The sequence below is a fragment of the Bacillus sp. lyk4-R2A-2 genome (assembly GCF_030209735.1).
GTDB lineage: Bacteria > Bacillota > Bacilli > Bacillales > Bacillaceae > Bacillus > Bacillus pumilus.
Genome location: NZ_JARVRK010000016.1, coordinates 20,175 through 42,964, shown reverse-complemented (window position 1 = coordinate 42,964; position 22,790 = coordinate 20,175). Strand labels below are relative to the sequence as shown.

The 22,790-nt window shown below is 42.2% G+C and carries 25 protein-coding genes and 1 tRNA gene; all 26 read left to right on the top strand.

Annotation, left to right across the window (positions count from 1 at the left end; genetic code table 11):
* The first annotated feature begins 41 nt into the window (after nt 1-41).
* The 26 genes from QRN39_RS18320 to QRN39_RS18195 all read left to right on the top strand — a co-directional run bounded on the left by QRN39_RS18320 (nt 42) and on the right by QRN39_RS18195 (nt 22,777).
* Nucleotides 42-809: a TatD family hydrolase gene (locus QRN39_RS18320; protein ID WP_050945797.1), complete on the top strand. Its 768-nt coding sequence runs from the start codon at nt 42-44 to the stop codon at nt 807-809.
* 244 nt (nt 810-1,053) lie between these two features.
* Entirely contained in the window at nt 1,054-2,256 is a 1,203-nt protein-coding gene (locus QRN39_RS18315; RefSeq protein ID WP_284907842.1) for a G5 and 3D domain-containing protein, read from the top strand.
* Between the two features lie 160 nt (nt 2,257-2,416).
* Nucleotides 2,417-2,977: a ribonuclease M5 gene (rnmV, locus tag QRN39_RS18310; protein ID WP_012008650.1), complete on the top strand. Its 561-nt coding sequence runs from the start codon at nt 2,417-2,419 to the stop codon at nt 2,975-2,977.
* Nucleotides 2,970-3,848, top strand: coding sequence for a 16S rRNA (adenine(1518)-N(6)/adenine(1519)-N(6))-dimethyltransferase RsmA (gene rsmA, locus QRN39_RS18305; RefSeq protein WP_251191533.1), 879 nt, complete (start codon nt 2,970-2,972; stop codon nt 3,846-3,848). The genes rnmV and rsmA overlap by 8 nt, the downstream gene beginning before the upstream one ends.
* 132 nt (nt 3,849-3,980) lie before the next feature.
* Nucleotides 3,981-4,865 (top strand): sporulation peptidase YabG, encoded by an 885-nt coding sequence (gene yabG, locus QRN39_RS18300; protein WP_034620903.1) that lies wholly within the window; start codon nt 3,981-3,983, stop codon nt 4,863-4,865.
* Nucleotides 4,866-5,078: 213 nt separating this feature from the next.
* Nucleotides 5,079-5,336, top strand: a complete 258-nt coding sequence (veg, locus tag QRN39_RS18295) for a biofilm formation stimulator Veg (protein ID WP_003217979.1) — start codon at nt 5,079-5,081, stop codon at nt 5,334-5,336.
* A 163-nt stretch (nt 5,337-5,499) separates the two neighbouring features.
* The gene (locus QRN39_RS18290) at nt 5,500-5,685 is read left to right on the top strand and encodes a small, acid-soluble spore protein, alpha/beta type (RefSeq protein WP_012008653.1); all 186 of its coding nucleotides are present in this window, start codon (nt 5,500-5,502) and stop codon (nt 5,683-5,685) included.
* 146 nt (nt 5,686-5,831) lie between these two features.
* Nucleotides 5,832-6,701 carry a 4-(cytidine 5'-diphospho)-2-C-methyl-D-erythritol kinase gene (gene ispE / locus QRN39_RS18285; RefSeq protein ID WP_034620899.1) on the top strand — a complete coding sequence of 290 codons (870 nt, stop codon included), beginning with the start codon at nt 5,832-5,834 and terminating at the stop codon, nt 6,699-6,701.
* A gap of 55 nt (nt 6,702-6,756) precedes the next feature.
* Nucleotides 6,757-7,590 carry a pur operon repressor gene (gene purR, locus QRN39_RS18280; protein ID WP_003217919.1) on the top strand — a complete coding sequence of 278 codons (834 nt, stop codon included), beginning with the start codon at nt 6,757-6,759 and terminating at the stop codon, nt 7,588-7,590.
* Between the two features lie 37 nt (nt 7,591-7,627).
* The gene (gene ridA, locus QRN39_RS18275; protein ID WP_003217959.1) at nt 7,628-8,005 is read left to right on the top strand and encodes a 2-iminobutanoate/2-iminopropanoate deaminase; all 378 of its coding nucleotides are present in this window, start codon (nt 7,628-7,630) and stop codon (nt 8,003-8,005) included.
* A gap of 225 nt (nt 8,006-8,230) precedes the next feature.
* Complete coding sequence (gene spoVG, locus QRN39_RS18270; RefSeq protein ID WP_034324487.1) at nt 8,231-8,527, top strand: septation regulator SpoVG; 297 nt, start codon at nt 8,231-8,233, stop codon at nt 8,525-8,527.
* Between the two features lie 198 nt (nt 8,528-8,725).
* Complete coding sequence (glmU, locus tag QRN39_RS18265) at nt 8,726-10,096, top strand: bifunctional UDP-N-acetylglucosamine diphosphorylase/glucosamine-1-phosphate N-acetyltransferase GlmU (RefSeq protein ID WP_003217924.1); 1,371 nt, start codon at nt 8,726-8,728, stop codon at nt 10,094-10,096.
* 22 nt (nt 10,097-10,118) lie between these two features.
* Nucleotides 10,119-11,072 (top strand): ribose-phosphate diphosphokinase, encoded by a 954-nt coding sequence (locus QRN39_RS18260; RefSeq protein WP_003217907.1) that lies wholly within the window; start codon nt 10,119-10,121, stop codon nt 11,070-11,072.
* Nucleotides 11,073-11,209: 137 nt separating this feature from the next.
* Nucleotides 11,210-11,836, top strand: a complete 627-nt coding sequence (locus QRN39_RS18255; RefSeq protein ID WP_003217956.1) for a 50S ribosomal protein L25/general stress protein Ctc — start codon at nt 11,210-11,212, stop codon at nt 11,834-11,836.
* A 139-nt stretch (nt 11,837-11,975) separates the two neighbouring features.
* Nucleotides 11,976-12,542, top strand: a complete 567-nt coding sequence (pth, locus tag QRN39_RS18250) for an aminoacyl-tRNA hydrolase (RefSeq protein WP_212046561.1) — start codon at nt 11,976-11,978, stop codon at nt 12,540-12,542.
* Between the two features lie 55 nt (nt 12,543-12,597).
* Nucleotides 12,598-12,828 (top strand): anti-sigma-F factor Fin, encoded by a 231-nt coding sequence (gene fin / locus QRN39_RS18245; RefSeq protein ID WP_003217967.1) that lies wholly within the window; start codon nt 12,598-12,600, stop codon nt 12,826-12,828.
* Between the two features lie 67 nt (nt 12,829-12,895).
* Nucleotides 12,896-16,429, top strand: a complete 3,534-nt coding sequence (gene mfd, locus QRN39_RS18240) for a transcription-repair coupling factor (RefSeq protein WP_284907841.1) — start codon at nt 12,896-12,898, stop codon at nt 16,427-16,429.
* A 139-nt stretch (nt 16,430-16,568) separates the two neighbouring features.
* Nucleotides 16,569-17,105: a stage V sporulation protein T gene (gene spoVT / locus QRN39_RS18235; protein WP_003217990.1), complete on the top strand. Its 537-nt coding sequence runs from the start codon at nt 16,569-16,571 to the stop codon at nt 17,103-17,105.
* A 193-nt stretch (nt 17,106-17,298) separates the two neighbouring features.
* Nucleotides 17,299-18,903, top strand: coding sequence for a putative polysaccharide biosynthesis protein (locus QRN39_RS18230; protein ID WP_284907839.1), 1,605 nt, complete (start codon nt 17,299-17,301; stop codon nt 18,901-18,903).
* Entirely contained in the window at nt 18,893-20,377 is a 1,485-nt protein-coding gene (gene yabN / locus QRN39_RS18225) for a bifunctional methyltransferase/pyrophosphohydrolase YabN (protein WP_003217954.1), read from the top strand. The genes QRN39_RS18230 and yabN overlap by 11 nt, the downstream gene beginning before the upstream one ends.
* On the top strand, nt 20,374-20,634 hold the full coding sequence (locus tag QRN39_RS18220) for an RNA-binding S4 domain-containing protein (RefSeq protein ID WP_003217975.1): 261 nt from the start codon (nt 20,374-20,376) through the stop codon (nt 20,632-20,634). Before yabN ends, QRN39_RS18220 begins: the two co-directional genes overlap by 4 nt.
* Before the next feature lie 74 nt (nt 20,635-20,708).
* A complete protein-coding gene (gene yabP, locus QRN39_RS18215) occupies nt 20,709-21,017 on the top strand; it encodes a sporulation protein YabP (RefSeq protein ID WP_003217974.1) in 309 nt (102 codons plus the stop codon).
* Complete coding sequence (gene yabQ / locus QRN39_RS18210) at nt 21,014-21,652, top strand: spore cortex biosynthesis protein YabQ (RefSeq protein ID WP_003217942.1); 639 nt, start codon at nt 21,014-21,016, stop codon at nt 21,650-21,652. Before yabP ends, yabQ begins: the two co-directional genes overlap by 4 nt.
* An 18-nt stretch (nt 21,653-21,670) precedes the next feature.
* Nucleotides 21,671-22,045 (top strand): FtsB family cell division protein, encoded by a 375-nt coding sequence (locus QRN39_RS18205; RefSeq protein WP_003217952.1) that lies wholly within the window; start codon nt 21,671-21,673, stop codon nt 22,043-22,045.
* An 82-nt stretch (nt 22,046-22,127) separates the two neighbouring features.
* A complete protein-coding gene (locus tag QRN39_RS18200) occupies nt 22,128-22,526 on the top strand; it encodes a S1 domain-containing RNA-binding protein (protein WP_003217901.1) in 399 nt (132 codons plus the stop codon).
* Between the two features lie 177 nt (nt 22,527-22,703).
* Nucleotides 22,704-22,777 (top strand) — tRNA-Met (locus tag QRN39_RS18195).
* Nucleotides 22,778-22,790: the final 13 nt, after the last annotated feature.

The following is a 22,790-nucleotide window of genomic DNA, read 5'->3' as shown; positions in this document are numbered from 1 at the left end:
CTTTTGTTTTTTAGAAGAATTGTCGAAAGGAGCAATCAACGATGTTATTTGATACACATGCCCACTTAAATGCGGAACAATATAATGAAGACTTAGAGCAGGTGATCGAAAGAGCGAAGAGTGAAAAAGTCGAAAAAATCGTAGTGGTAGGGTTTGACCGCCCGACAATTACGAGAGCAATGGAATTAATTGAAGAGTATGATTTCATCTATGCAGCCATTGGCTGGCACCCAGTCGACGCCATCGATATGACAGATGAAGATTTGCTGTGGATCAAAGAATTATCTCAACATGAAAAAGTCGTTGCAATTGGAGAAATGGGTCTCGATTACTATTGGGACAAGTCGCCAAAAGATGTGCAAAAAGAAGTCTTTAGACGTCAAATTGCTCTTGCGAAGGAAGTGAATCTTCCGATCATTATTCATAATCGTGACGCAACGGAAGATGTCGTGACGATCTTAAAGGAAGAGGGAGCGGCTGAAGTTGGAGGGATTATGCATTGCTTTACTGGCAGCCTAGAAATCGCAAAAGCGTGTATGGATATGAACTTTTATATTTCATTCGGTGGACCCGTGACATTTAAAAATGCCAAAAAACCGAAGGAAGTTGTCAAAGACATACCAAGTGACCGACTTTTGATTGAAACAGACTGCCCATACTTAACACCAGCGCCATTTAGAGGAAAACGCAACGAGCCAAGTTATGTGAAATATATCGCAGAACAAATTGCGGAGTTACGAGAAATAAGCTTTGAAGAGCTTGCTGAATTGACCACAAAAAATGCGAAAAAAGTTTTCGGTATAAACTGACAGTATATGATGTCAATCCTTGTTTAAGCTTGTCCATTTGTGAAACATAACGAAAATGTTCTACACGTTTACGCCTCTTCATAGGATAAGTTGTCGATAAGTCTTTCTTCCCTTCCTTCCATTAATCTCCCATAATAGGGTTACAATCGAGCATTTTTGTACAGTGGGTGGAAGGGTTGACAGGTTTTGAGATACTCTATATAATCTCTCCGAGGAGAAGGAGGCGTTTTTCATCGTACAAAAAATGAAAAATCTGTTTTCTGTTAAGCTAGGAAAAGGCAAGGTTTTATTACTAGTTGTTTGCTTGCTTTTAGCTGGAACTGGGACGGCTTACGGTGCGCATGAGCTCACTAAGCAGTCTATTACCATTTCAATCAATGGTAAAGAGAAGACAATTCGTACACATGAAGAGACAGTAGCACAGCTGTTTTCAGACCTTGGAATAAAGACCAAGGCGGAGGATCATATCTCTCCAAGTCTAAATACAAAGATTGAAGACAACATGAACATTGTGTATGATGCGGCTATACCGGTTCATCTGACCCTAGATGGGAAAGAGAAAACGATATGGACAACAGATCAGACGGTTGGAGCATTATTGAAGAATGAGAAGATAGATATTGGGAAGCACGATCAAGTAACTCCAGGAAAGAATAACAAGATTAAAAAGGATATGGATCTTGTGGTTGAGCAGGCCTTCCAGGTCAGCGTAAATGATGGAGGAAAAGAGAAAAAAGTGTGGACCACTTCGACTACGGTCGCTGACTTTTTAAAGCAACAAGAGCTGAAGCTCAAGAAGCACGATAAGATCAAACCTGCGTTACATAGTCACATTTCTAATAAAAGCGCAGATATCCAGATCACTCGGGTGGAAAAAGTCACCGATGTAGTGGAAGAGAAAATTGCTTTTGATACCAAACATAAAAAGGATCGTTCTCTTGAAAAAGGAAAAGAGAAGGTGCTTAAAAAAGGTGAAGAAGGTAAATTGAAGAAGCACTATGCCATTGTGAAAGAAAACGGCAAAGTGGTGTCTAAAGAATTGATTAAAGAAGTGACTGAAAAAGATAGCAAGGATCGTTTAGTGGCCATTGGTACACAAGAGTCCCAAAAAGAGCCTAAAGCGACACCTGCCGTTTCAAGAAGCAATGAATCGTCAGGAAAAGAATTTTATGTGGCATCGACAGCCTATACAGCGAGCTGTGCTGGATGTACGGGCAGAACGTCAACTGGCTATAATTTAAAATCAAATCCAGGTGCAAAGGTCATAGCAGTTGATCCGAGTGTCATTCCGCTAGGCTCTAAAGTGTATGTGGAAGGCTATGGATATGCCGTTGCATCAGACACTGGATCTGCTATAAAAGGGAATAAAATTGATGTGTTCGTCCCAAATAAGTCGGCAGCTTATCAATGGGGAAATAAACGAGTGAAAATTAGAGTACTCAAATAAACACATCAAATCATTTATATGAACAGAGGGCTTTGCGCACCCTCTGTTTTTTTGGTTATAATAGAAGCACTGTTTTCTAATTAATTAGACGCAAAAACAGCAAGAAAGGTTTCATTTTTTAACCAAAAATTGTTTATTGTTTTTGCAAGCGGAGGAATACATGAAAATCAAAGAAATCATTGTGGTGGAAGGTCGTGACGACACTGCGAGAGTGAAGATGGCAGTTGATGCAGATACGATCGAAACAAACGGATCAGCCATTGGCGATACAGTTATTCAACAAGTGCGTCTTGCTCAGGAGACGAGAGGGGTCATTATTTTAACTGATCCTGATTTCCCTGGGGAGAAGATCCGGAAAACCATCGCAGAAGCGGTTCCTGGCTGTAAGCACGCATTTTTGCCAAAACATCTTGCGAAGGCGAAGCGGGACAAAGGAATTGGTGTCGAGCATGCTTCCTTGGACAGTATTCGGGAATGCCTTGCCCATGTCCATGAGGAAATGGAAGTAACGGAAAGTGACATTACATTAGATGACTTATTTGACGCAGGCCTAATCGGAGGCGAATCATCGAAACGCCGCCGAGAACGACTAGGTGTGCTATTAAATATAGGATATACCAATGCGAAGCAGCTGCATAAGCGCCTTCACATGTTCCAAATAACCAAACATGATTTTATTGCGGCCTTAAAGACCGTCATGCAGGAGGAAGCCGATGAATAAAGATATAGCGACACCCATCAGAACGAAGGAAATACTGAAGAAATACGGTTTCTCTTTTAAAAAGAGCTTAGGGCAGAACTTTTTAATTGATACAAATATACTCGATCGTATTGTCGATCACGCAGAGGTGACGGATGAGACCGGCGTGATTGAGATTGGGCCTGGTATCGGTGCATTGACCGAGCAGCTCGCTAAGCGTGCAAAGAAAGTCACCGCGTTTGAAATCGATCAGCGGTTATTGCCCATTTTAAACGATACACTTTCTCCATATGATAATGTTACGATCATTCATCAAGACGTATTAAAGGCAGATGTGGGAAAGGTCATCGAGGAAAATTTTGCTGACTGTAAAGAAGTGATGGTTGTCGCCAACCTTCCATATTACGTGACGACACCGATTATTATGAAGCTGCTTGAAGAAAACCTTCCATTGAAAGGGATTGTAGTCATGCTGCAAAAAGAAGTAGCAGATCGTATGGCCGCTGTCCCTTCATCAAAGGAATACAATTCGCTGTCTATCGCAGTTCAATACTATACGGAAGCGAAAACGGTGATGGTTGTGCCTAAAACGGTTTTCGTTCCACAGCCAAATGTCGATTCGGCTGTGATCAAGCTGACCGTTCGTGAAACGCCTGCTGTCTCAGTAGAAAATGATGAGTTTTTCTTTCAATTGATCCGTGCGAGCTTTGGTCAGCGCCGAAAAACATTGATGAATAATCTCATGAACAACTTACCTGATGGAAAGCAACATAAAGCGATCATTGAAGAAGCACTTCAAACAGCAGACATTGATGGAAAGCGCCGCGGCGAGTCATTATCCATTGAGGAATTTGCCCGTTTGGCGAATGTTTTACAAAAAGCCCTGTCTTAAGGGCTTTTTTCTTTTGTTTTTCACCACTTCGTTTGTTCGGGCATAGGCTAGAAAGAACAGCACCATGAAAGCGAACATATTTAGCGCAAGACGATACCAACAGGATATGAGCCTGATTGTGGAGTGAAAAGCATGCAATTTCAAATAGGAGATATGGTGACAAGGGCATCCTATCAAATGGATATTTTGTTTCGAATTATTCGAATTGATGAGACCGATCAGCACGAAGCCACCGCCATATTGCATGGGAATGAAGTGAGGCTGATTGCTGATGCCAAGTTGTCAGATCTCGTCAAGGTTCAAAAAGAGGAACAGCTGACTAGAGAGAAAAATGACGAAAGAAAAATCAATGAATCGCTCGATTTACTAAGACAGGATTATCAGCTGCTGCGGGAAAAACAAGAGTATTATACTTCTGGACAATATCAGCATCAGGAGCAGTATTTTCACATGCCTGGAAAGGTCCTTCATTTAGATGGAGATGCTTCATACTTAAAGAAATGCTTAGATGTATATGAACGAATTGGTGTACCTGTGTATGGGGTGCATTGCCATGAGAAGAAAATGCCAAGCATGATTGACTCGTTAATTGATCAATATCGGCCAGATATATTGGTTATCACAGGACATGATGCGTATTCCAAGCAAAAGGGCGGCGTACATGATATCAGTGCATATCGTCATTCTCGGCATTTCGTTGAAACGGTTCAAAAAGCCAGACGGAAAATCCCTCATTTAGATCAGCTTGTGATCTTTGCTGGTGCCTGTCAATCTCATTTCGAATCATTGATCCAAGCAGGTGCCAATTTTGCGAGCTCGCCTTCCCGTGTGAATATCCATGCGCTCGACCCCGTCTATATCGTTGCGAAGATCAGCTTTACTCCATTTGTAGATCGAATCAACGTGTGGGATGTGCTCCGAAATACATTAACAAGAGAAAAAGGGCTCGGAGGCATCGAGACGAAGGGTGTTCTAAGGGTAGGTATGCCATATAAAAGAGATCATGAATCGACATAACCCGACTGATTTCAGTCTGGTTTTTTTTATGTTCAAAAAGAAATTGCAAAAGGATACATAATTCACCGGAAATTGAGAAAAATAGGGAGGAGAAAAGGTAGAAGTTTGTCAAAATTATTTTGTTGACAATGGCTCGTGTTCGTTGATATAATTTAATTTTTATTTGACAAAAACGGGCCGTTGTTGTATAATTATCTCAGTGAGGTGGATGCAATGGCGAAGACTTTGTCCGACATCAAAAGATCGCTTGATGGTAACTTAGGTAAACGTTTGACGTTAAAGGCTAACGGGGGCCGCCGTAAAACAATTGAGCGTTCGGGCATTTTAGCTGAAACGTACCCTTCTGTATTTGTGATTCAATTAGATCAAGATGAGAATTCGTTTGAAAGAGTTTCTTATAGTTATGCAGATATACTGACTGAGACGGTCGAATTAACGTTCGATGATACCGCTAGCTCAGTCGCCTATTAATGGGCAGTGAACTTTTTGTTTACTGCTTTTTGTTTTGCCTTTTTTTCTGAATGGGAGTCTGTCCATTTTTTGAAAGGGGTAAAAGAAAGGATTCGATACAAAATAAGAAAGCCACACAAGCGGTGGCACTGATTCGAATTCTCGACTAAAGGGGCTGTTTCGTTTGGGTAGACGCCGAGGCATTATGTCAGATGAGTTCAAATACGAGCTGGCGAAGGATCTTGGATTTTATGATACCGTCAAAAATGGAGGCTGGGGAGAGATTCGTGCGCGTGACGCAGGTAATATGGTCAAACGTGCTATTGAATTAGCTCAACAGCACATGGCTCAGGATGAGAATCAACGATAGAAAAACGGTCAGGGATACCTCGGGTGTCTCTGGCTTTTTTTGATGAAAAAGTCAGTGTGCTCAGCGTAAAAGCCTATATTCATCAGATCGATCAAATGTGATACAATATTGATACTTATGTTTAGATGGAGAAGTAGGTGAAATGTTTGCGTATTTTAGAAAAAGCACCGGCGAAAATTAATCTCTCACTTGATGTTCATGGAAAAAGACCGGATGGATATCACGAAGTGGAGATGGTGATGACAACAATAGACCTTGCAGATCGACTTGAGCTGACGGAGCTGGACAAGGATGAAATCCGTGTATCATCTCATAATCGATTTGTGCCAGATGATCAGCGTAATTTGGCTTATCAGGCGGCTAAATTACTTAAAACAAGGTTCGGTATTCAAAAAGGTGTATCCATTGTCATCACAAAAACAATTCCAGTCGCAGCAGGGTTAGCTGGAGGCAGCAGTGATGCAGCAGCAGCACTTCGCGGCTTAAATCGTTTGTGGAAGCTGAACCTCACGTTAGATGAACTAGCTGAGCTTGGAGCGGAGATCGGCTCAGATGTGTCCTTTTGTGTACACGGAGGCACAGCACTAGCGACAGGACGTGGAGAAAAGCTGCAGCATATTGCGACACCGCCGCATTGCTGGGTGATTTTAGCGAAGCCGGTGATTGGGGTATCTACAGCTGAAGTCTATAGACAATATGACGCAAGCAAAGTAGAACACCCGAATGTAAAGCGTATGATTGAAGCGATTGAAGCGAAAGATTATAAAGAGATGTGCGGCTCACTCGGAAATGTTCTAGAGTCTGTGACATTAAAGATGTATCCAGAAGTAGATATGATCAAAAGACAGATGAAGCGTTTCGGTGCTGACGCTGTTTTAATGAGTGGAAGCGGCCCTACAGTATTTGGCTTGATTCAATATGAATCGAAGGTACAAAGAATATATAACGGACTGAGAGGATTTTGTGATCAAGTATACGCTGTCCGCATGATCGGCGAACAAAATGCCCTTGATTAAATCCGTATATTAAGTTATATTTATCATAAATTATTCGGGTTCTGGGGGTAAGTTCATGAAGTTTCGTCGAAGCGGCAGATTGGTGGACTTAACAAATTATTTGTTAGCCCACCCGCACGTACTAGTACCGTTAACTTTTTTTGCAGAAAGATATCAATCTGCGAAGTCCTCCATTAGTGAAGACTTAACGATTATCAAACAGACCTTCGAACAGCAGGGAATAGGCACATTGCTTACTGTACCTGGTGCTGCTGGCGGAGTGAAATATATTCCGAAGATTCACCTAAAAGAAGCAGACGACGTGGTAAACGATATCGGAGAAGCTCTATCGACTCCTGAACGTGTACTTCCTGGCGGTTATTTATATTTAACCGATGTTTTAGGGAATCCTTCAATCCTTGCGAAAATCGGTAAGCTATTTGCGACCATCTTTGCAGATCGTGCGATTGATGTCGTCATGACTGTTGCGACAAAGGGTATTCCTATTGCCTATTCTGTTGCGGGTTATTTAAATGTGCCGGTTGTGATCGTTAGAAAAGATAATAAAGTAACTGAGGGATCAACTGTAAGTATTAACTACGCGTCAGGTTCGTCTAATCGAATTCAAACCATGTCACTTGCAAAGCGGAGCTTAGATAAAGGATCCAATGTCCTGATCATTGATGACTTTATGAAAGCTGGCGGAACCATTAACGGCATGGTGAATTTGCTTGAGGAATTTAATGCAAATGTTGCAGGGATCGGTGTTCTTTTAGAAGATGAAGGCGTAGATGAACGTCTCGTTGATGAGTATGTATCGCTTTTAAAGCTTTCAACCATTGATATGAAGCAGAAGATCATTGAGATCAATGAAGGCAATTTCCACGAGTTTTTTCATTCGAAAGCTTAAGCATTGATAAACATGTAGTTGAATGGGAGAGATTGATATGACAAAAGTTGTTCAAACCAAACATGCACCAGCAGCCATTGGACCTTACTCTCAAGGGATTATTGTCAATAACATGTTTTACAGCTCCGGGCAGATTCCATTAACGGCAGCTGGAGACTTTGTAAATGGAGATATTAAAGAACAAACTCATCAAGTGTTCCGTAATCTTAAGGCCGTACTTGAAGCAGCAGGTGCTTCCTTTGAAACAGTCGTGAAAGCAACAGTTTTTATCAAAGATATGGAACAATTCGCAGAAGTAAATGAAGTGTATGGTGAGTATTTCCATACACATAAGCCAGCTCGTTCTTGTGTGGAAGTGGCAAGACTTCCTAAGGATGCACTCGTAGAAATTGAAGTGATTGCATTAGTAAAGTAAACAGGCAATCGTAACTAAAGCCGTTTGGTTTCATCATATGCAGGAAAAGACATCATCATGATGTCTTTTTTTCGCGCAGAGAATGTAAGCGTCGTCACGAAAATGACAAAAAATGTATAAATATCCCGATATTTCAAAAAAAGTTTAAAAAAAGAGCAGGAGAATCACCACAATCGTTGAATACCTAAGTAATGCTTTTATATTGGGAAAAGGTGGTGAACTACTGTGGAAGTTACTGACGTAAGATTACGCCGCGTGAATACCGATGGTCGCATGAGGGCGATTGCATCCATCACGCTGGACCACGAATTTGTTGTTCATGATATTCGTGTGATTGATGGAAACAATGGCTTGTTTGTTGCAATGCCTAGCAAACGCACGCCTGATGGAGAGTTTCGCGACATTGCACATCCAATTAATTCAGGTACTCGGGGAAAAATCCAAGATGCTGTATTAAATGAATATCATCGCTTAGGCGAAGAGGAAGAGACAATTGAATATGAAGAAGCTGGAGCTTCTTAATGATACGTTAACCTAAAAAGGCAGCTTTAAGAGAAAATGGATGTTTTCTTTTAAATGCTGTCTTTTTTGCGTTTTTCCTCATGTGTCTTATATGTTTCATCCGTTAGAAAAATATTGTACTTCCTCATGTATCCTTGAAATCAGTCCTTATTTAGGATATATTTTTCTATGGATAATAGGGATATTGGAGGCCAATCAATGGATAAGCGGTTCGCAGTGATTTTAGCAGCGGGAAAAGGAACGAGAATGAAGTCAAAGCTATACAAAGTACTTCATCCAGTTTGCGGAAAGCCAATGGTCGAGCATGTGGCAGATGAAGCGTTAAAGCTTTCTTTAGCCAAGCTAGTGACGATTGTCGGTCATGGAGCAGAGAACGTCAAAGAGCAGCTTGGAGACAGAAGTGAGTATGCACTTCAAGAAGAACAGCTGGGAACAGCACATGCCGTCAAGCAAGCAAAGTCGTTCCTTGCGCAGGAAAAGGGAACAACCATTGTCATTTGTGGTGATACGCCATTATTGACAGCGGAAACAATGGAAGCTATGTTGAGCGAGCATCAAAAACATCAAGCGAAAGTCACTATTTTAACAGCACATGCGGATGACCCGACAGGTTATGGTCGTATTATTCGTGACGAAACCGGTGCTGTCGTGAAAATTGTGGAGCATAAAGATGCGAATGATGCGGAACGTCAAGTGAATGAAATTAATACAGGGACTTATTGTTTTTCAAATGAAGATCTCTTCCGTGTGATTGAGCAAGTGTCGAATGAAAATGCACAGGGCGAATACTATTTGCCAGATGTCATTGAAATTTTAAAGAATGAAGGACAAACGGTTGCAGCATATCAAACACCGCATTTTGAAGAAACACTTGGAGTCAATGATCGTATCGCTCTATCACAAGCAGAGCAATTCATGAAGCGACGTATTAATCATCAGCATATGAAGAATGGTGTGACCTTGATTGATCCTGAGAACACGTATATTTCACCTGATGCAGTGATCGGTGAAGATACAATGATTTATCCTGGGACGGTCATCAAAGGGAATGTGAAAATTGGTGCAGACGCCACTATTGGGCCAAACACTGAAATTGTTGACAGCATCATCGGAGACCGCACAGTGATTAAGCAATCTGTCGTCTGCGATAGTGAGGTTGGAGTCGATGTGACAATTGGGCCGTTTGCTCATATTCGCCCGTTGTCGAAAATTGGCGATGAAGTGAAGATCGGGAATTTTGTCGAAATCAAGAAAACGGTTTTCGGTGACCGCAGCAAAGCATCTCATCTAAGCTATATTGGAGATGCAGAGGTCGGAACTGATGTAAACCTTGGCTGTGGATCTATTACAGTCAACTATGATGGGAAGAACAAATTCTTAACGAAGATTGAAGATGGCGCTTTTATTGGCTGTAATTCTAATCTCGTGGCACCAGTCACTGTCGGAAAAGGGGCATATGTTGCAGCTGGTTCAACGGTTACAGAAGATGTACCGCAGGATGCATTGTCTATTGCTAGAGCAAGACAAGTCAATAAAGAAGATTATGTGAAAAATATTCATAAAAAATAATCCAAATACCCGGAGGTTTACCATGTCTAATCGTTATGCTGATGCGAATTTAAAGATATTCTCTTTGAATTCAAACCCTGAACTTGCGAAAGAAATTGCCGATCGTATCGGAGTTGATGTAGGAAAGAGCTCTGTTAAACGCTTTAGTGACGGTGAAGTCCAAATCAATATTGAAGAAAGTATCCGCGGCTGTGATTGTTATGTCATTCAATCCACTAGTGCGCCAGTGAATGAGCACATTATGGAGCTGCTCATTATGGTAGATGCACTAAAACGCGCTTCTGCGAAAACGGTCAATATTGTGATCCCTTATTACGGATATGCACGTCAAGATCGTAAGGCAAAACCTCGTGAGCCAATCACTGCGAAGCTATTTGCGAACTTACTTGAAACAGCGGGTGCTACACGTGTCATTGCACTTGATCTTCATGCGCCGCAAATCCAAGGTTTCTTTGATATTCCAATCGATAACTTAATGGCTGTGCCAATCTTAACAAACTATTTCGAACAGAAAAACTTGAATGATATCGTCGTTGTATCTCCTGACCACGGTGGTGTAACACGTGCGCGTAAAATGGCAGATCGCCTGAAAGCGCCAATCGCAATTATCGACAAACGTCGTCCAAAGCCAAACGTTGCTGAAGTGATGAACATTATTGGTAACATTGAAGGCAAAACGGCGATTCTCATCGATGATATCATTGATACAGCTGGTACCATTACACTTGCTGCAAATGCACTTGTGGAAAATGGAGCGGCTGAAGTCTATGCTTGCTGTACTCACCCAGTATTGTCTGGACCAGCAGTAGAACGTATCACAAATTCTAAAATTAAAGAATTAGTTGTGACAAACAGTATTCACTTAACAGATGACAAGAAAGTTGGAAAATTCATTCCACTTTCAGTTGGGCCTTTGCTTGCAGAAGCCATCATCCGTGTACATGAAGAAGAATCTGTGAGCTACCTTTTCAGCTAATTTTCTGATTAAAAAAGGCCCTAGGCACCCGCTTAGGGTCTTTTTGCTATCATCATTCACAGCAAATAGGTTTAAAATGATTCGGTTATGGGTAATTATGAGAGTAGTGACAAAAATGAAATAGGATGGTGCTGAATATGGCAACTTTAAAAGCAAATAAAAGAACTGATTTCAAACGTTCCACACTGCAAAAAATCCGTCATTCAGGACACGTTCCTGGTGTCATATACGGAAAAAATACAGACAACCTGGCTGTTTCACTAGACAGCATCGATTTATTAAAGACCTTACGTGATGAAGGGAAGAATACAATCATCACACTAGACGTGAATGGTGAAACAAAATCTGTGATGGTCACAGAATTACAAACAGACCCGCTGAAAAATGAGCTTGTCCATGCAGATTTCCAAGTGGTCGATTTACAGCGTGAAATTGAAGCGGATGTACCTGTTCAACTGATTGGCGAATCTAAAGGAGTTAAAGATGGCGGTGTGCTTCAGCAGCCACTATTTGAACTATCCATTACAGCGAAACCAAAAGATATCCCTCAGCATATAGAAGCAGATATTACAAACTTAGAAGTGAATGATGTCCTAACAGTCGCTGATTTGTCTGTTCAGTCATCATATCAAGTGAATAACGATCCAGAAGAAGTCGTGGCATCCATTTTACCGCCTCAGCAATCAGAGGTTCCTGAACCAGATAGCGCAGAGGAACCAAAAGAACCTGAGGCCATTAAAGAAAAGGATAACGATGGAGAATAACTGGTCATTTAGAGACGTAACCCTCCCGCGGTTGCGTCTTTTGTGCTAGAATGAAAAGAATTCATACGTTTTACATGAGGCAATCCTATTGGCTCATTTTTTAGGCGTGTGCTTTGTGACAAAGGAGGTTATTGGTTTCATGCTTGCATTCGTTGGATTAGGTAATCCAGGAAAAGAATATGAAAAAACAAGACATAATGTCGGGTTTATGACAATAGATGAATTATCGAAAAAATGGGACATCCCTTTAAATCAGTCAAAATTCAATGGACTGTTTGGAACAGGGTTTGTTTCAGGGCAAAAGGTTCTACTTGTAAAGCCGCTTACATATATGAACTTATCAGGAGAATGCGTGCGTCCGCTAATGGATTACTATGATATTCCTCTTGAACATTTGAAAGTCATCTATGATGATCTTGATTTGCCAACTGGCCGGATTCGTTTGCGTACAAAAGGAAGTGCTGGCGGGCATAATGGAATCAAATCGTTGATTCAGCATTTAGGGTCACCTGAGTTTGATCGATTCCGTATTGGCATTGGACGCCCTCAAAATGGCATGAAGGTCGTCGATTACGTGCTAGGACGCTTTTCAGAAGAGGAGCAGCCTGACATTGCATCAGCCATTCAGGCGTCTGTCGAAGCTTGTGAGGCGGCTTTAACTAAGCCATTTTTAGAAGTGATGAATGATTTTAACAAAAAGGTATAAGAATGATAAGCAAAGCACATACTGATCATAAAATCTCAGCATGGGAGGATCACGTATGGCTTTGCATTATTACTGCCGGCACTGTGGTGTAAAGGTTGGCAGTCTAGATGAATCCGCTGTTCAAAGTGAAGCACTTGGATTTCATCACTTAACAAATGAGGAAAGAAACGATATGATTTCTTATAGGGAAAATGGTGATTTACATGTACAAACCATTTGTGAGGATTGCCAAGAGGCGCTCGAAAGAAATCCTGATTACCATCAGTATCATACCTTTATTCAATAAAAAGCTTTGGTGTAGATAATAGACCAAAGCGTTTTTCTGTTTTAAACAAGCAGGGAGGAGGAGCCAAATGAAAAATATACAATCATTTATCAAACAAAGTGATGATTTTCAGTCCATTTTTAATGGGCTAAAGGAAGGGTTAAAAGAACAGCTGCTCGCCGGACTATCAGGCTCCGTCAGATCTTTATTTACAGCCGCTATATCAGACGAACTTAAGCGGCCAATGTTTATTGTGACTCACAACTTGTATCAAGCGCAGAAGGTAACAGATGATCTTGCCAGTGTGATGTCAGATCGCTCGGTCCTTCTTTATCCTGTGAATGAACTCATTGCTTCAGAAATTGCCGTTGCAAGCCCTGAGCTCAGAGCACAGCGTCTAGATGTTCTGAACCGGCTGGCGAATGGAGAAACCCCCATTATCGTCACCCCGGCTGCTGCGGTGCGTCGAATGCTTCCGCCAGTTGAGCTCTGGAAGGAGAGTCAGATCCATTTAAAGCTTGGTGAAGAAATTGATTTGGAGGCGTTTTCAAAACAGCTTGTACAAATCGGTTATGACCGGACGTCAATGGTTGCTGCGCCCGGAGATTTTAGTGTGCGCGGAGGAATCATAGATATTTATTCGTTAACGGAAGATCATCCAATTCGTATTGAGCTGTTTGATACAGAAGTAGACTCAATTCGAACGTTCCACTCGGATACACAGCGTTCATTAGAAACACTTCAAGAAATTAAAATCGGTCCCGCAAAAGAGCTGATTGTGAGAGGGCCTGAACGAGTGAGAGCCATTGAACAGCTTGATCAAGGACTTGCGAAGAGCTTAAAGAAATTCAACTCGGACCAGCAAAAAGAATTGCTGCATCAACATATTTCTGCTGATCGAGAGAAGCTGCTAGAAGGTATCGTGACACAGGAAATGACGAAGTACTTGTCCTATTTCTATGAAAAACCTGCTAGTTTGCTAGATTACACTTCACAGGATACGATTATTATTTTAGATGAAATTAGCAGGATTCAGGAGATGGAAGAACAGCTTGAGCAGGAAGAAGCCGATTGGACAATTAGCCTGCTTGAAGAAGGCAATATTCTTCATGATTTATCCCTTTCTTTCCCGTTCCAACAACTGATCAATCAGCAATCGCGGTCGATTCTGTACTACTCCTTGTTCCTGAGACATGTCCAGCAGACAAATCCGCAAAATATCGTCAATGTATCTAGTAAGCAAATGCAGAATTTCCACGGTCAGATGAATGTGCTTGCAAGTGAAATTGAACGCTACAAAAAACAACAATATACAGTTGTCTTCTTAGGTGCGGATGAAGAGCGGACAGACAAACTGTCTTCTGTCTTACATGATTATGACATTGAAGCCGCTCTTGCCAAGCCGGACGCAGAGCTTGTAAGCGGGCAGGTGTATATTTTACAAGGTGAGCTGCAAACAGGCTTTGAACTGCCGTTATCAAAAATTGCCGTGATCACAGAAGGCGAGCTCTTCAAGAAACGTGTGAAGAAGCAGGCGCGTAAGCAAAAGCTGACCAATGCAGAGCGAATTAAGAGCTATTCAGAGCTTCAAGTCGGCGATTATGTGGTGCACATTAACCACGGGATCGGTAAGTATTTAGGAATTGAAACGCTTGAAATCGGCGGCATTCATAAAGATTATTTAAATATTCATTATCAAGGAAGCGACAAGCTTTATGTACCGGTTGAACAAATTGATCAGGTACAGAAATATGTGGGATCAGAAGGTAAAGAGCCAAAGCTGTACAAACTAGGCGGCAGCGATTGGAAACGTGTGAAGAAAAAAGTAGAGTCCTCTGTACAGGACATCGCAGATGATCTCATTAAGCTGTACGCAGAGCGTGAGGCAAGCAAAGGGTATGCCTTCTCGCCTGATCATGAGATGCAGCACCAGTTTGAATCAGCGTTCCCTTACCAGGAAACAGATGATCAAATCCGTTCGATTCATGAAATCAAACAAGACATGGAGCGGGAGCGTCCAATGGACCGCCTACTTTGTGGAGATGTGGGATACGGAAAAACAGAAGTGGCGATTCGAGCCGCCTTCAAAGCGATTGCTGACGGGAAGCAAGTTGCTCTACTCGTGCCGACAACCATCTTAGCGCAGCAGCATTTTGACACGATTATGGACCGATTCCAAGACTATCCGGTCAAAATTGCTCAGCTGAGCCGTTTCCGTACAAGAAAAGAAACAACCGAAACGTTAAAAGGGTTGAAAAATGGAACGATTGATATGGTTATTGGTACACACCGTTTGCTTTCTAAAGATATTGTCTATAAAGACTTAGGTTTGTTGATTATTGATGAAGAGCAGCGTTTTGGTGTGACCCATAAAGAGAAAATTAAACAGATGAAAGCCAATATCGATGTACTGACATTAACGGCTACGCCAATTCCGCGTACGCTGCATATGTCTATGCTTGGCGTACGGGATTTATCGGTTATTGAAACACCGCCTGAAAACCGTTTCCCTGTTCAAACCTATGTGGTCGAGTACAATGGCGCTTTAGTCAGAGAAGCGATTGAGCGAGAACTAGCACGCGGTGGTCAAGTGTACTTCCTGTACAACCGTGTCGAGGATATTGAACGAAAAGCAGATGAAATCTCTATGTTAGTTCCAGATGCGAAAGTCAGCTATGCACATGGGAAAATGAGTGAGAACGAGCTGGAATCAGTGATGATCAATTTCCTTGAAGGTGAATCAGATGTATTGGTCAGTACCACCATCATTGAAACGGGAGTCGACATTCCAAATGTGAACACGCTCATCGTCCACGATGCGGATAAAATGGGGCTTTCTCAGCTGTACCAGCTAAGAGGACGAGTAGGACGCTCGAATCGGGTCGCATATGCTTATTTCACGTATCGAAAAGATAAAGTTCTTTCTGAAGTAGCAGAGAAGAGACTTCAAGCTATTAAAGAATTCACAGAGCTCGGATCAGGATTTAAAATTGCGATGCGTGATTTAACGATTCGAGGAGCAGGAAATTTACTTGGTGCACAGCAGCATGGATTCATTGATTCTGTTGGATTCGACCTCTATTCTCAAATGCTGAAAGAAGCCATTGAGGAAAGAAGAGGCGATACAACGGCTCAAGATAAATTCGAACCGGAAATCGATCTGCAAATCGATGCTTACATCCCGGACACTTACATTTCGGATGGGAAGCAAAAGATCGAGATGTATAAACAGTTCAGAGCGATTGGATCAATTGAAGAGCGAAAAGAGCTTCAAGATGAGATGATCGACCGATTCGGTGAATATCCGCAAGAAGTGGCGGACTTGTTCACGATTGCGACGATGAAAGTATACGCAGTGCAGGAACGTGTCGAACTGATCAAGATGGAGAAAGGCATTGTCAGGCTCACCCTTGAAGAGCAAGCAAGCAGTGAAATCGACGGTCAAAAATTATTTGCCCTCGGCAGTAAATATGGCCGTGATATTGGCCTAGGAATGGAAGGCAGCAAGCTAATTATTTCTGTCCAAACGAAAGGCAAGAAGACAGGGGAATGGCTTGAAATCGTTCTGAATATGCTTCGGGGTCTTCAAGATGTGAAAAAAGAAACCATTCCATCTTCATAAAAATTTGTTTGTCTCTCGTGTATATTACGGTTGATGTGACGGATACTAATCTCAGGGTCAAGTGGTGAATGTTGCATAAAGTGGACGCTTTTGCTCCATTCACCCAACACATCATCAAACGAAAGAGAGGCAGCAGTGAATGAAAGCAACTGGAATTGTACGCCGCATCGATGATCTAGGTAGAGTGGTTATTCCGAAGGAGATTCGCAGAACATTGCGCATCCGGGAAGGAGATCCGCTTGAGATTTTCGTCGACCGCGATGGAGAAGTCATTTTGAAGAAGTATTCGCCGATTAGTGAGCTAGGAGACTTTGCGAAGGAATATGCTGATGCATTATTCGACAGTTTGGGTCATTCCATCCTGATTTGTGATCGAGATACGTATATTGCTGTATCCGGCAGTTCGAAAAAAGAGTACTTAAACAAATCCATCAGTGATTTACTTGAACGAACAATGGACCAGCGCAATTCTGTATTAGAAGAAAGCAAAAAAGAAATTCAACTTGTCGATGGTATTGATGATGACGTATCTGCTTATACCATTGCACCTATTGTTGCAAACGGAGATCCGATTGGCGCCGTCGTCTTATTTTCTAAAGAGCGTTCAATGGGGGAAGTGGAGCATAAAGCGGCAGAAACAGCAGCTGGCTTCCTAGCCCGTCAAATGGAACACTAGGTCTAATAATTCTATATCATTTTGATGAAACGAAAGAATGCCGATGAAATCATTTGATTTTGTCGGCGTTTTTTATATGGAATGAAACAAAACAAGAAATGTGCCGTCTACTCCTTAGAAAGAAACGGCTTTTCATTCACGTATGATATAATGAGTGCGTTTAACTGTAGATCTATTTTTAAAGGAGTCATCCATGAAAAATGCTGTGAATCAGCCGCATTGGCTTTTCCAGGGTGCGGTGATTTTGACCATCGCAGGCTTGTTATCAAAGGTACTAAGTGCCGTTTATCGTGTTCCGTTCCAGAACATCGTAGGAGACACAGGGTTTTATATTTATCAGCAAGTGTACCCCTTCCTAGGTATTGCGATCATGCTCGGCACCACAGGGTTTCCTGTCATGGTGTCCAAGCTTTTGAGTGAGCATGGGGAGGAGAATCGACGAATTATTACAAGGGTATCCTTGGTCTATATCACTTTACTGAGCCTGGTCTTATTTCTTTGTCTTTACATAGGAGCAGGCAGTATTGCGAGCCTTATGGCGGACAGTCAATTAATCCTGCTCATCCAAATGAGTGCTTTCGTGTTTTTATTTCTGCCGCTTACCGTGATGCTGAGAGGCGTTTTTCAGAGTGACGGTATGATGCTTCCAACAGCTGTTTCTCAATTGGTTGAGCAGCTCATCAGGGTAGGCGTCCTGCTTGTTTTATCCTTCTATTTCGTCAGGCACGGCTATTCGCTTTATGAAACAGGGGCGGGTGCAGTCTTCTCCTCCATAGCGGGAAGCGCGGCCTCGCTTATACTGCTTCTTTTCCTTTGGCTGACTTACCGAAAACAGTCTTCTGCACCTATGACAGTCAAGCGGGCGACACTTCGGAAAAAGGATGTTTTGAAGAGTTTGGTGCTGTATACATTCACGATTTGTGTCAGCGGATTGCTCATTTTATGGATGCAAATGATTGATGCCTTTCATCTGTATGCGTTGCTGCGCAGTGAGGGACTGAGTGAAGCCGCGGCAAAGGCGGCAAAAGGTGTGTATGACCGAGGGCAGCCGTTTTTACAGCTAGGGACAGTGTTTGCCATTAGCATCGGGACCTCTCTTGTGCCATTTTTATCTGCTGCCATGAGGAATGGAGAGCATGAAGCGATCAGGCAAAAAGTACGTACATCGTTTAAAACCACGTCAGTTTTAGGGATTGGTTCCGCAGTTGGGCTGATTTGTATTCTTTCGTCAGTCAATACCATGCTTTTTCGTAATGATTTAGGTACCGATGCGCTGCAAATATTCTGTATTTCCATCGCATTTACATCGATTGCGATTACGCAAGCAGCTTTACTTCAAGGGCTTGGGCATACTGTGTATCCGGCTGTTGTGGTGCTTCTCAGTGTGCTAGTGAAATGGATACTCACGCTTGCACTTGTGCCGCTATTTGGCATCTACGGTGCCGCATGGTCAACCGTGTGCGGTTTTCTCGCTGCCGCTCTGCTCAATGCCGTTTATTTGAGGCATAAAGGATGGATTTCGTTGAGAGAGCTGTTTCCAGTGAAAATTCTTTTATCGGCCGCTTTCATGGCCATTGTCTTAATAGGGTATCAGGCACTGTTTTCTTGGGTCATTCCCTTTGAAAAACGTCCTTTTTCCGTTTTAGAGAGCCTGACGTCAGTTTTTATTGGTGGTTTCGCCTTTTTATATAGTATTCTTAAGCTAGAAGTATTTACGGACGAGGAATGGAGACTCATTCCATTAGGAGAAAAGATTTTTTATTTTAAACAGATGAGAGGGAATCAAAATGGCAGGTAAGATTACCGTCGTCGGTCTTGGGGCAGGCGACATGGATCAGCTGACGCTCGGTGTATACAAGCAGCTGAAGCAGGCGAAAGAAGTATTTATGAGAACGCAGGACCACCCGCTTACCGCAGAGTTGATGCAGGAGGTTCCATCGCTGACCTTTTTTGATGAGATTTATGAAAAGCACGATCAGTTTGATTCGGTCTATCAGGAAATCACGGAAATTTTATTTACAGAGGCTGCGGAAAAGGAGATTGTGTACGCAGTACCAGGTCACCCATTTGTCGCTGAAAAGACCGTCCAGCTATTAGTTTCTCAGCAGCAAGAGCGCGGGATTGAGGTGTCCGTTGCTGGTGGACAAAGCTTTTTGGATGCGACGTTTAACTCCCTGCAGATCGACCCCATCGAGGGATTCCAATTCGTTGATGCAGGAGATATGAGAGCGGACGATCTGAAATTGACCCAGCATGTCCTCATTTGTCAGGTATATGATCAGCTCACCGCTTCGAATGTGAAACTCACGCTGATGGAAAAGCTTCCAGACGATTATGAAGTCTATATTGTGACTGCGGCTGGAAGCAGCCTGGAACAGATTACTGCCGTTCCTTTATTTGAACTTGATCGAGATGTGTCGATAAATAACTTAACGAGTGTTTATGTGCCTCCGATTCAAGATGAAAAGCTGCTTTACCAACAATTTGACACCTTCCGTGACGTCATCCGTACATTAAGAGGTCCGGGCGGCTGTCCATGGGATCAAAAACAAACCAATGAGTCACTTAAACCCTATTTAATTGAAGAATGCTATGAACTGCTTGAAGCGATAGATGAAGATGATCCAGACCACATGGTGGAAGAGCTCGGAGATGTGATGCTGCAGGTGTTACTTCATGCTCAAATTGGTGAAGATGACGGCTTTTTCTCAATTGATGACGTCATCCAGCATGTCACAGAAAAAATGATTCGTAGACATCCCCATGTGTTTGGCGACACAAATGTTTCTGAAGCAGAAGAAGTGGTCGTCAACTGGGAAAAAATCAAGCAGCAGGAGAAGCCGGAGCGGGCAGCCTCTATGTTGCAATCCATCCCGGCGACGCTTCCAGCATTAACAAAGGCATATAAGCTCCAAAAGAAAGCCGCCAAAGTAGGCTTTGATTGGACAGATGTGAAAGATATTTGGAACAAATACGAAGAAGAAAAGCAGGAATTTCTCGTTGAAGTGGCAGAGAAGCCGGACGAAAGTGCAACGAAGCAGATGAAAGACGAATTTGGAGATCTTTTGTTTGTTCTCGTCAACATTGGAAGGTTCTATCAGCTAGAACCTGAAACGGCGCTCGCTTCCGCCAACACAAAATTCATGCGTCGCTTTCAGCATATCGAACAAAAAGCAAAGGACATGGGACGTTCATTAGAGGACTTAACGCTAGAGGAAATGGACGATCTATGGAACGATGCCAAACGTATAGAAAGAGGTGAGCATACATGAGACTAGATAAATTTTTAAAAGTGTCCCGTTTAATCAAAAGAAGAACATTGGCAAAAGAAGTCGCTGATCAAGGCAGAATTTCGATTAACGGCACACAGGCGAAAGCCAGCTCTGATGTGAAAGAAGGAGACGAGCTTAAAATCCGTTTTGGTCAAAAACTAGTGACGGTTCAAGTCAACGAGTTAAAGGACACAACGAAAAAAGAAGAAGCCGCTGGCATGTATACTGTGCTAAAAGAAGAAAAAACAGCAGAATAGGGCTTGTTCTAAATGATCCTCCTGTCACATACAATGCAGTAACAATGCAAGTATGAGATATGGGGGATGTATAAATGAATCAATATTATAATCAACCTCAAGGCACGAAGCTGTCATCAGAAGCGGAACACAATATCACAATGCGAAACAGAAAGCATTTAGATATTACCGGCGTCAAACAGGTGGAAAGCTTTGATAATGAAGAATTTCTGCTTGAGACGGTCATGGGGATTCTCGCTATCCGTGGAGAAAATCTGCAAATGAAAAACCTAGACGTCGAAAAAGGCGTTGTGTCGATTAAAGGACGTGTCTTTGACTTAATTTATGTAGATGAGCAGCACGGGGAGAAAGCTAAAGGATTTTTTAGCAAGCTGTTTAAATGACGCTGACAGTCCAGTTTTATACGATGCTTTCGATGGTAGCGATGGGCATCTGGCTGGGCGCATCGCTTGATACGTACAAGCTGTTTGTGAATCGGGAAAAGACAGCAAAATGGCTTTTGATTATACACGATCTCCTTTTTTGGCTGGTACAGGGTCTCTTATTCTTTTATGTTCTGCTGCTGACAAATGAGGGAGAATTCAGGCTTTATATCTTTCTAGCCGTTGCACTAGGTTTCTCGATGTATCAGGCATTGATGAAACAGCTGTATATGAACATTCTCAAATTTATCACGATGTGTATTTATCAAACCGTTCTCATCCTTAAAAGGCTGGTCATGTCGATCGTCTTCCAGCCGATCCGTTGGATTGTCACAATGGTCATAAGTGTTATACTGTTCTTGTTCCACTCGCTCTTACGTCTTGTTCGTTTTACGTTTCGGCTCGTGTGGAAGGTGCTGTCCATTGTTTGTTATCCGCTCATCTGGTTACTTAATGTGACCATTATTCATCGGATTCCCGAAAAATGGCGAACATCAATGAGATTGTTTTTCTCTAAAGGAGCAGGAATTTTACAAGGGACCAAGAAATTATCTGGTACCATCAAAACGAAATGGAAACAATTCTGGACAAAGTAAGAGAGGAGGCCTTCAACCTTGAACAAGAGAAAAAGAAATATCGCACAAATTCAAAATGATTACCAAAAACAAATGGAACAGCAAGCACAACGCTTAAAACGCAAACGCCGTGGACTCCTTAGAAGGCTTACCGTGTTTGGTGTGATCGTGCTCATGTTTGCTGTCTTGGTGACAAGTGCCCTCTGGTCGCAATCGTCCTCATTAAAGGAAAAAGAAGAGAAGAAGGTTGCGCTCGAAAAAGAATTAAAGCAATTACAAACAAAGCAGGAAGATATTTCTGATGAAATTAAAAAGCTGAAAAGCAAGGAATACGTACTCGAACTGGCACGACGAGACTATTATATGTCCAAAAAAGGCGAAAAAATCTTTGATGTGGGCAATAAGAGCGATTAGCCTTGTTGACACTTAAAATTCAGTTTATGTATAATTGAACAAATGAGATTTTTTTATAAGTCTAAGGAGGAGCACTTTTTTTATGTCGATTGAAGTTGGCAGCAAGTTACAAGGGAAAGTTACGGGCATTACAAATTTTGGAGCTTTTGTGGAGTTGCCAGGCGGTTCAACTGGTCTCGTTCATATCAGTGAGGTAGCCGATAACTATGTAAAAGATATTAATGAGCATTTAAAAGTCGGTGAACAAGTTGAAGTGAAAGTGATTAACGTTGAAAAAGACGGTAAAATCGGCTTGTCCATTAAAAAAGCAAAAGATCGTCCTCAACAACAACAATCAAGACCGAGCAGAAATGATTTCCGTCCGAAGGAATCGTTTGAGCAAAAAATGAACAAATTCTTAAAAGATAGTGAAGACCGCTTAACATCTTTAAAACGTAACACGGAATCAAAACGTGGGGGACGCGGAGCAAGAAGAGGTTAACTTGTTGCTGCTTTCTATATATCTTTCACAACAAAGCACCTGCTGTCCGCAGGTGCTTTTTTTCTTGATCCATACGACATTTTTTGAGATTTCGTCATTTAATTTAAAACTTCCTATTGACGGACAAGCGATTCCTTTGTATTATAGATCTTGTGCTTCTTAGCGCATTTTTATTATGGCGGTGTAGCTCAGCTGGCTAGAGCGTACGGTTCATACCCGTGAGGTCGGGGGTTCGATCCCCTCCGCCGCTATCCTTTTTATTAG

Bases quoted from the DNA above. Each gene is read 5' to 3' on its own strand.
- QRN39_RS18320 (WP_050945797.1), top strand. From the start codon at position 42: ATGTTATTTGATACACATGCCCACTTAAATGCGGAACAATATAATGAA.
- ridA (WP_003217959.1), top strand. From the start codon at position 7,628: ATGACAAAAGTTGTTCAAACCAAACATGCACCAGCAGCCATTGGACCT.
- purR (WP_003217919.1), top strand. From the start codon at position 6,757: ATGAAGTTTCGTCGAAGCGGCAGATTGGTGGACTTAACAAATTATTTG.
- yabQ (WP_003217942.1), top strand. From the start codon at position 21,014: ATGACGCTGACAGTCCAGTTTTATACGATGCTTTCGATGGTAGCGATG.
- veg (WP_003217979.1), top strand. From the start codon at position 5,079: ATGGCGAAGACTTTGTCCGACATCAAAAGATCGCTTGATGGTAACTTA.
- QRN39_RS18200 (WP_003217901.1), top strand. From the start codon at position 22,128: ATGTCGATTGAAGTTGGCAGCAAGTTACAAGGGAAAGTTACGGGCATT.
- pth (WP_212046561.1), top strand. From the start codon at position 11,976: ATGCTTGCATTCGTTGGATTAGGTAATCCAGGAAAAGAATATGAAAAA.
- yabG (WP_034620903.1), top strand. From the start codon at position 3,981: ATGCAATTTCAAATAGGAGATATGGTGACAAGGGCATCCTATCAAATG.
- mfd (WP_284907841.1), top strand. From the start codon at position 12,896: ATGAAAAATATACAATCATTTATCAAACAAAGTGATGATTTTCAGTCC.
- QRN39_RS18260 (WP_003217907.1), top strand. From the start codon at position 10,119: ATGTCTAATCGTTATGCTGATGCGAATTTAAAGATATTCTCTTTGAAT.
- spoVT (WP_003217990.1), top strand. From the start codon at position 16,569: ATGAAAGCAACTGGAATTGTACGCCGCATCGATGATCTAGGTAGAGTG.
- yabN (WP_003217954.1), top strand. From the start codon at position 18,893: ATGGCAGGTAAGATTACCGTCGTCGGTCTTGGGGCAGGCGACATGGAT.
- rnmV (WP_012008650.1), top strand. From the start codon at position 2,417: ATGAAAATCAAAGAAATCATTGTGGTGGAAGGTCGTGACGACACTGCG.
- QRN39_RS18315 (WP_284907842.1), top strand. From the start codon at position 1,054: ATGAAAAATCTGTTTTCTGTTAAGCTAGGAAAAGGCAAGGTTTTATTA.
- fin (WP_003217967.1), top strand. From the start codon at position 12,598: ATGGCTTTGCATTATTACTGCCGGCACTGTGGTGTAAAGGTTGGCAGT.
- glmU (WP_003217924.1), top strand. From the start codon at position 8,726: ATGGATAAGCGGTTCGCAGTGATTTTAGCAGCGGGAAAAGGAACGAGA.
- rsmA (WP_251191533.1), top strand. From the start codon at position 2,970: ATGAATAAAGATATAGCGACACCCATCAGAACGAAGGAAATACTGAAG.
- QRN39_RS18220 (WP_003217975.1), top strand. From the start codon at position 20,374: ATGAGACTAGATAAATTTTTAAAAGTGTCCCGTTTAATCAAAAGAAGA.
- yabP (WP_003217974.1), top strand. From the start codon at position 20,709: ATGAATCAATATTATAATCAACCTCAAGGCACGAAGCTGTCATCAGAA.
- QRN39_RS18230 (WP_284907839.1), top strand. From the start codon at position 17,299: ATGAAAAATGCTGTGAATCAGCCGCATTGGCTTTTCCAGGGTGCGGTG.
- QRN39_RS18255 (WP_003217956.1), top strand. From the start codon at position 11,210: ATGGCAACTTTAAAAGCAAATAAAAGAACTGATTTCAAACGTTCCACA.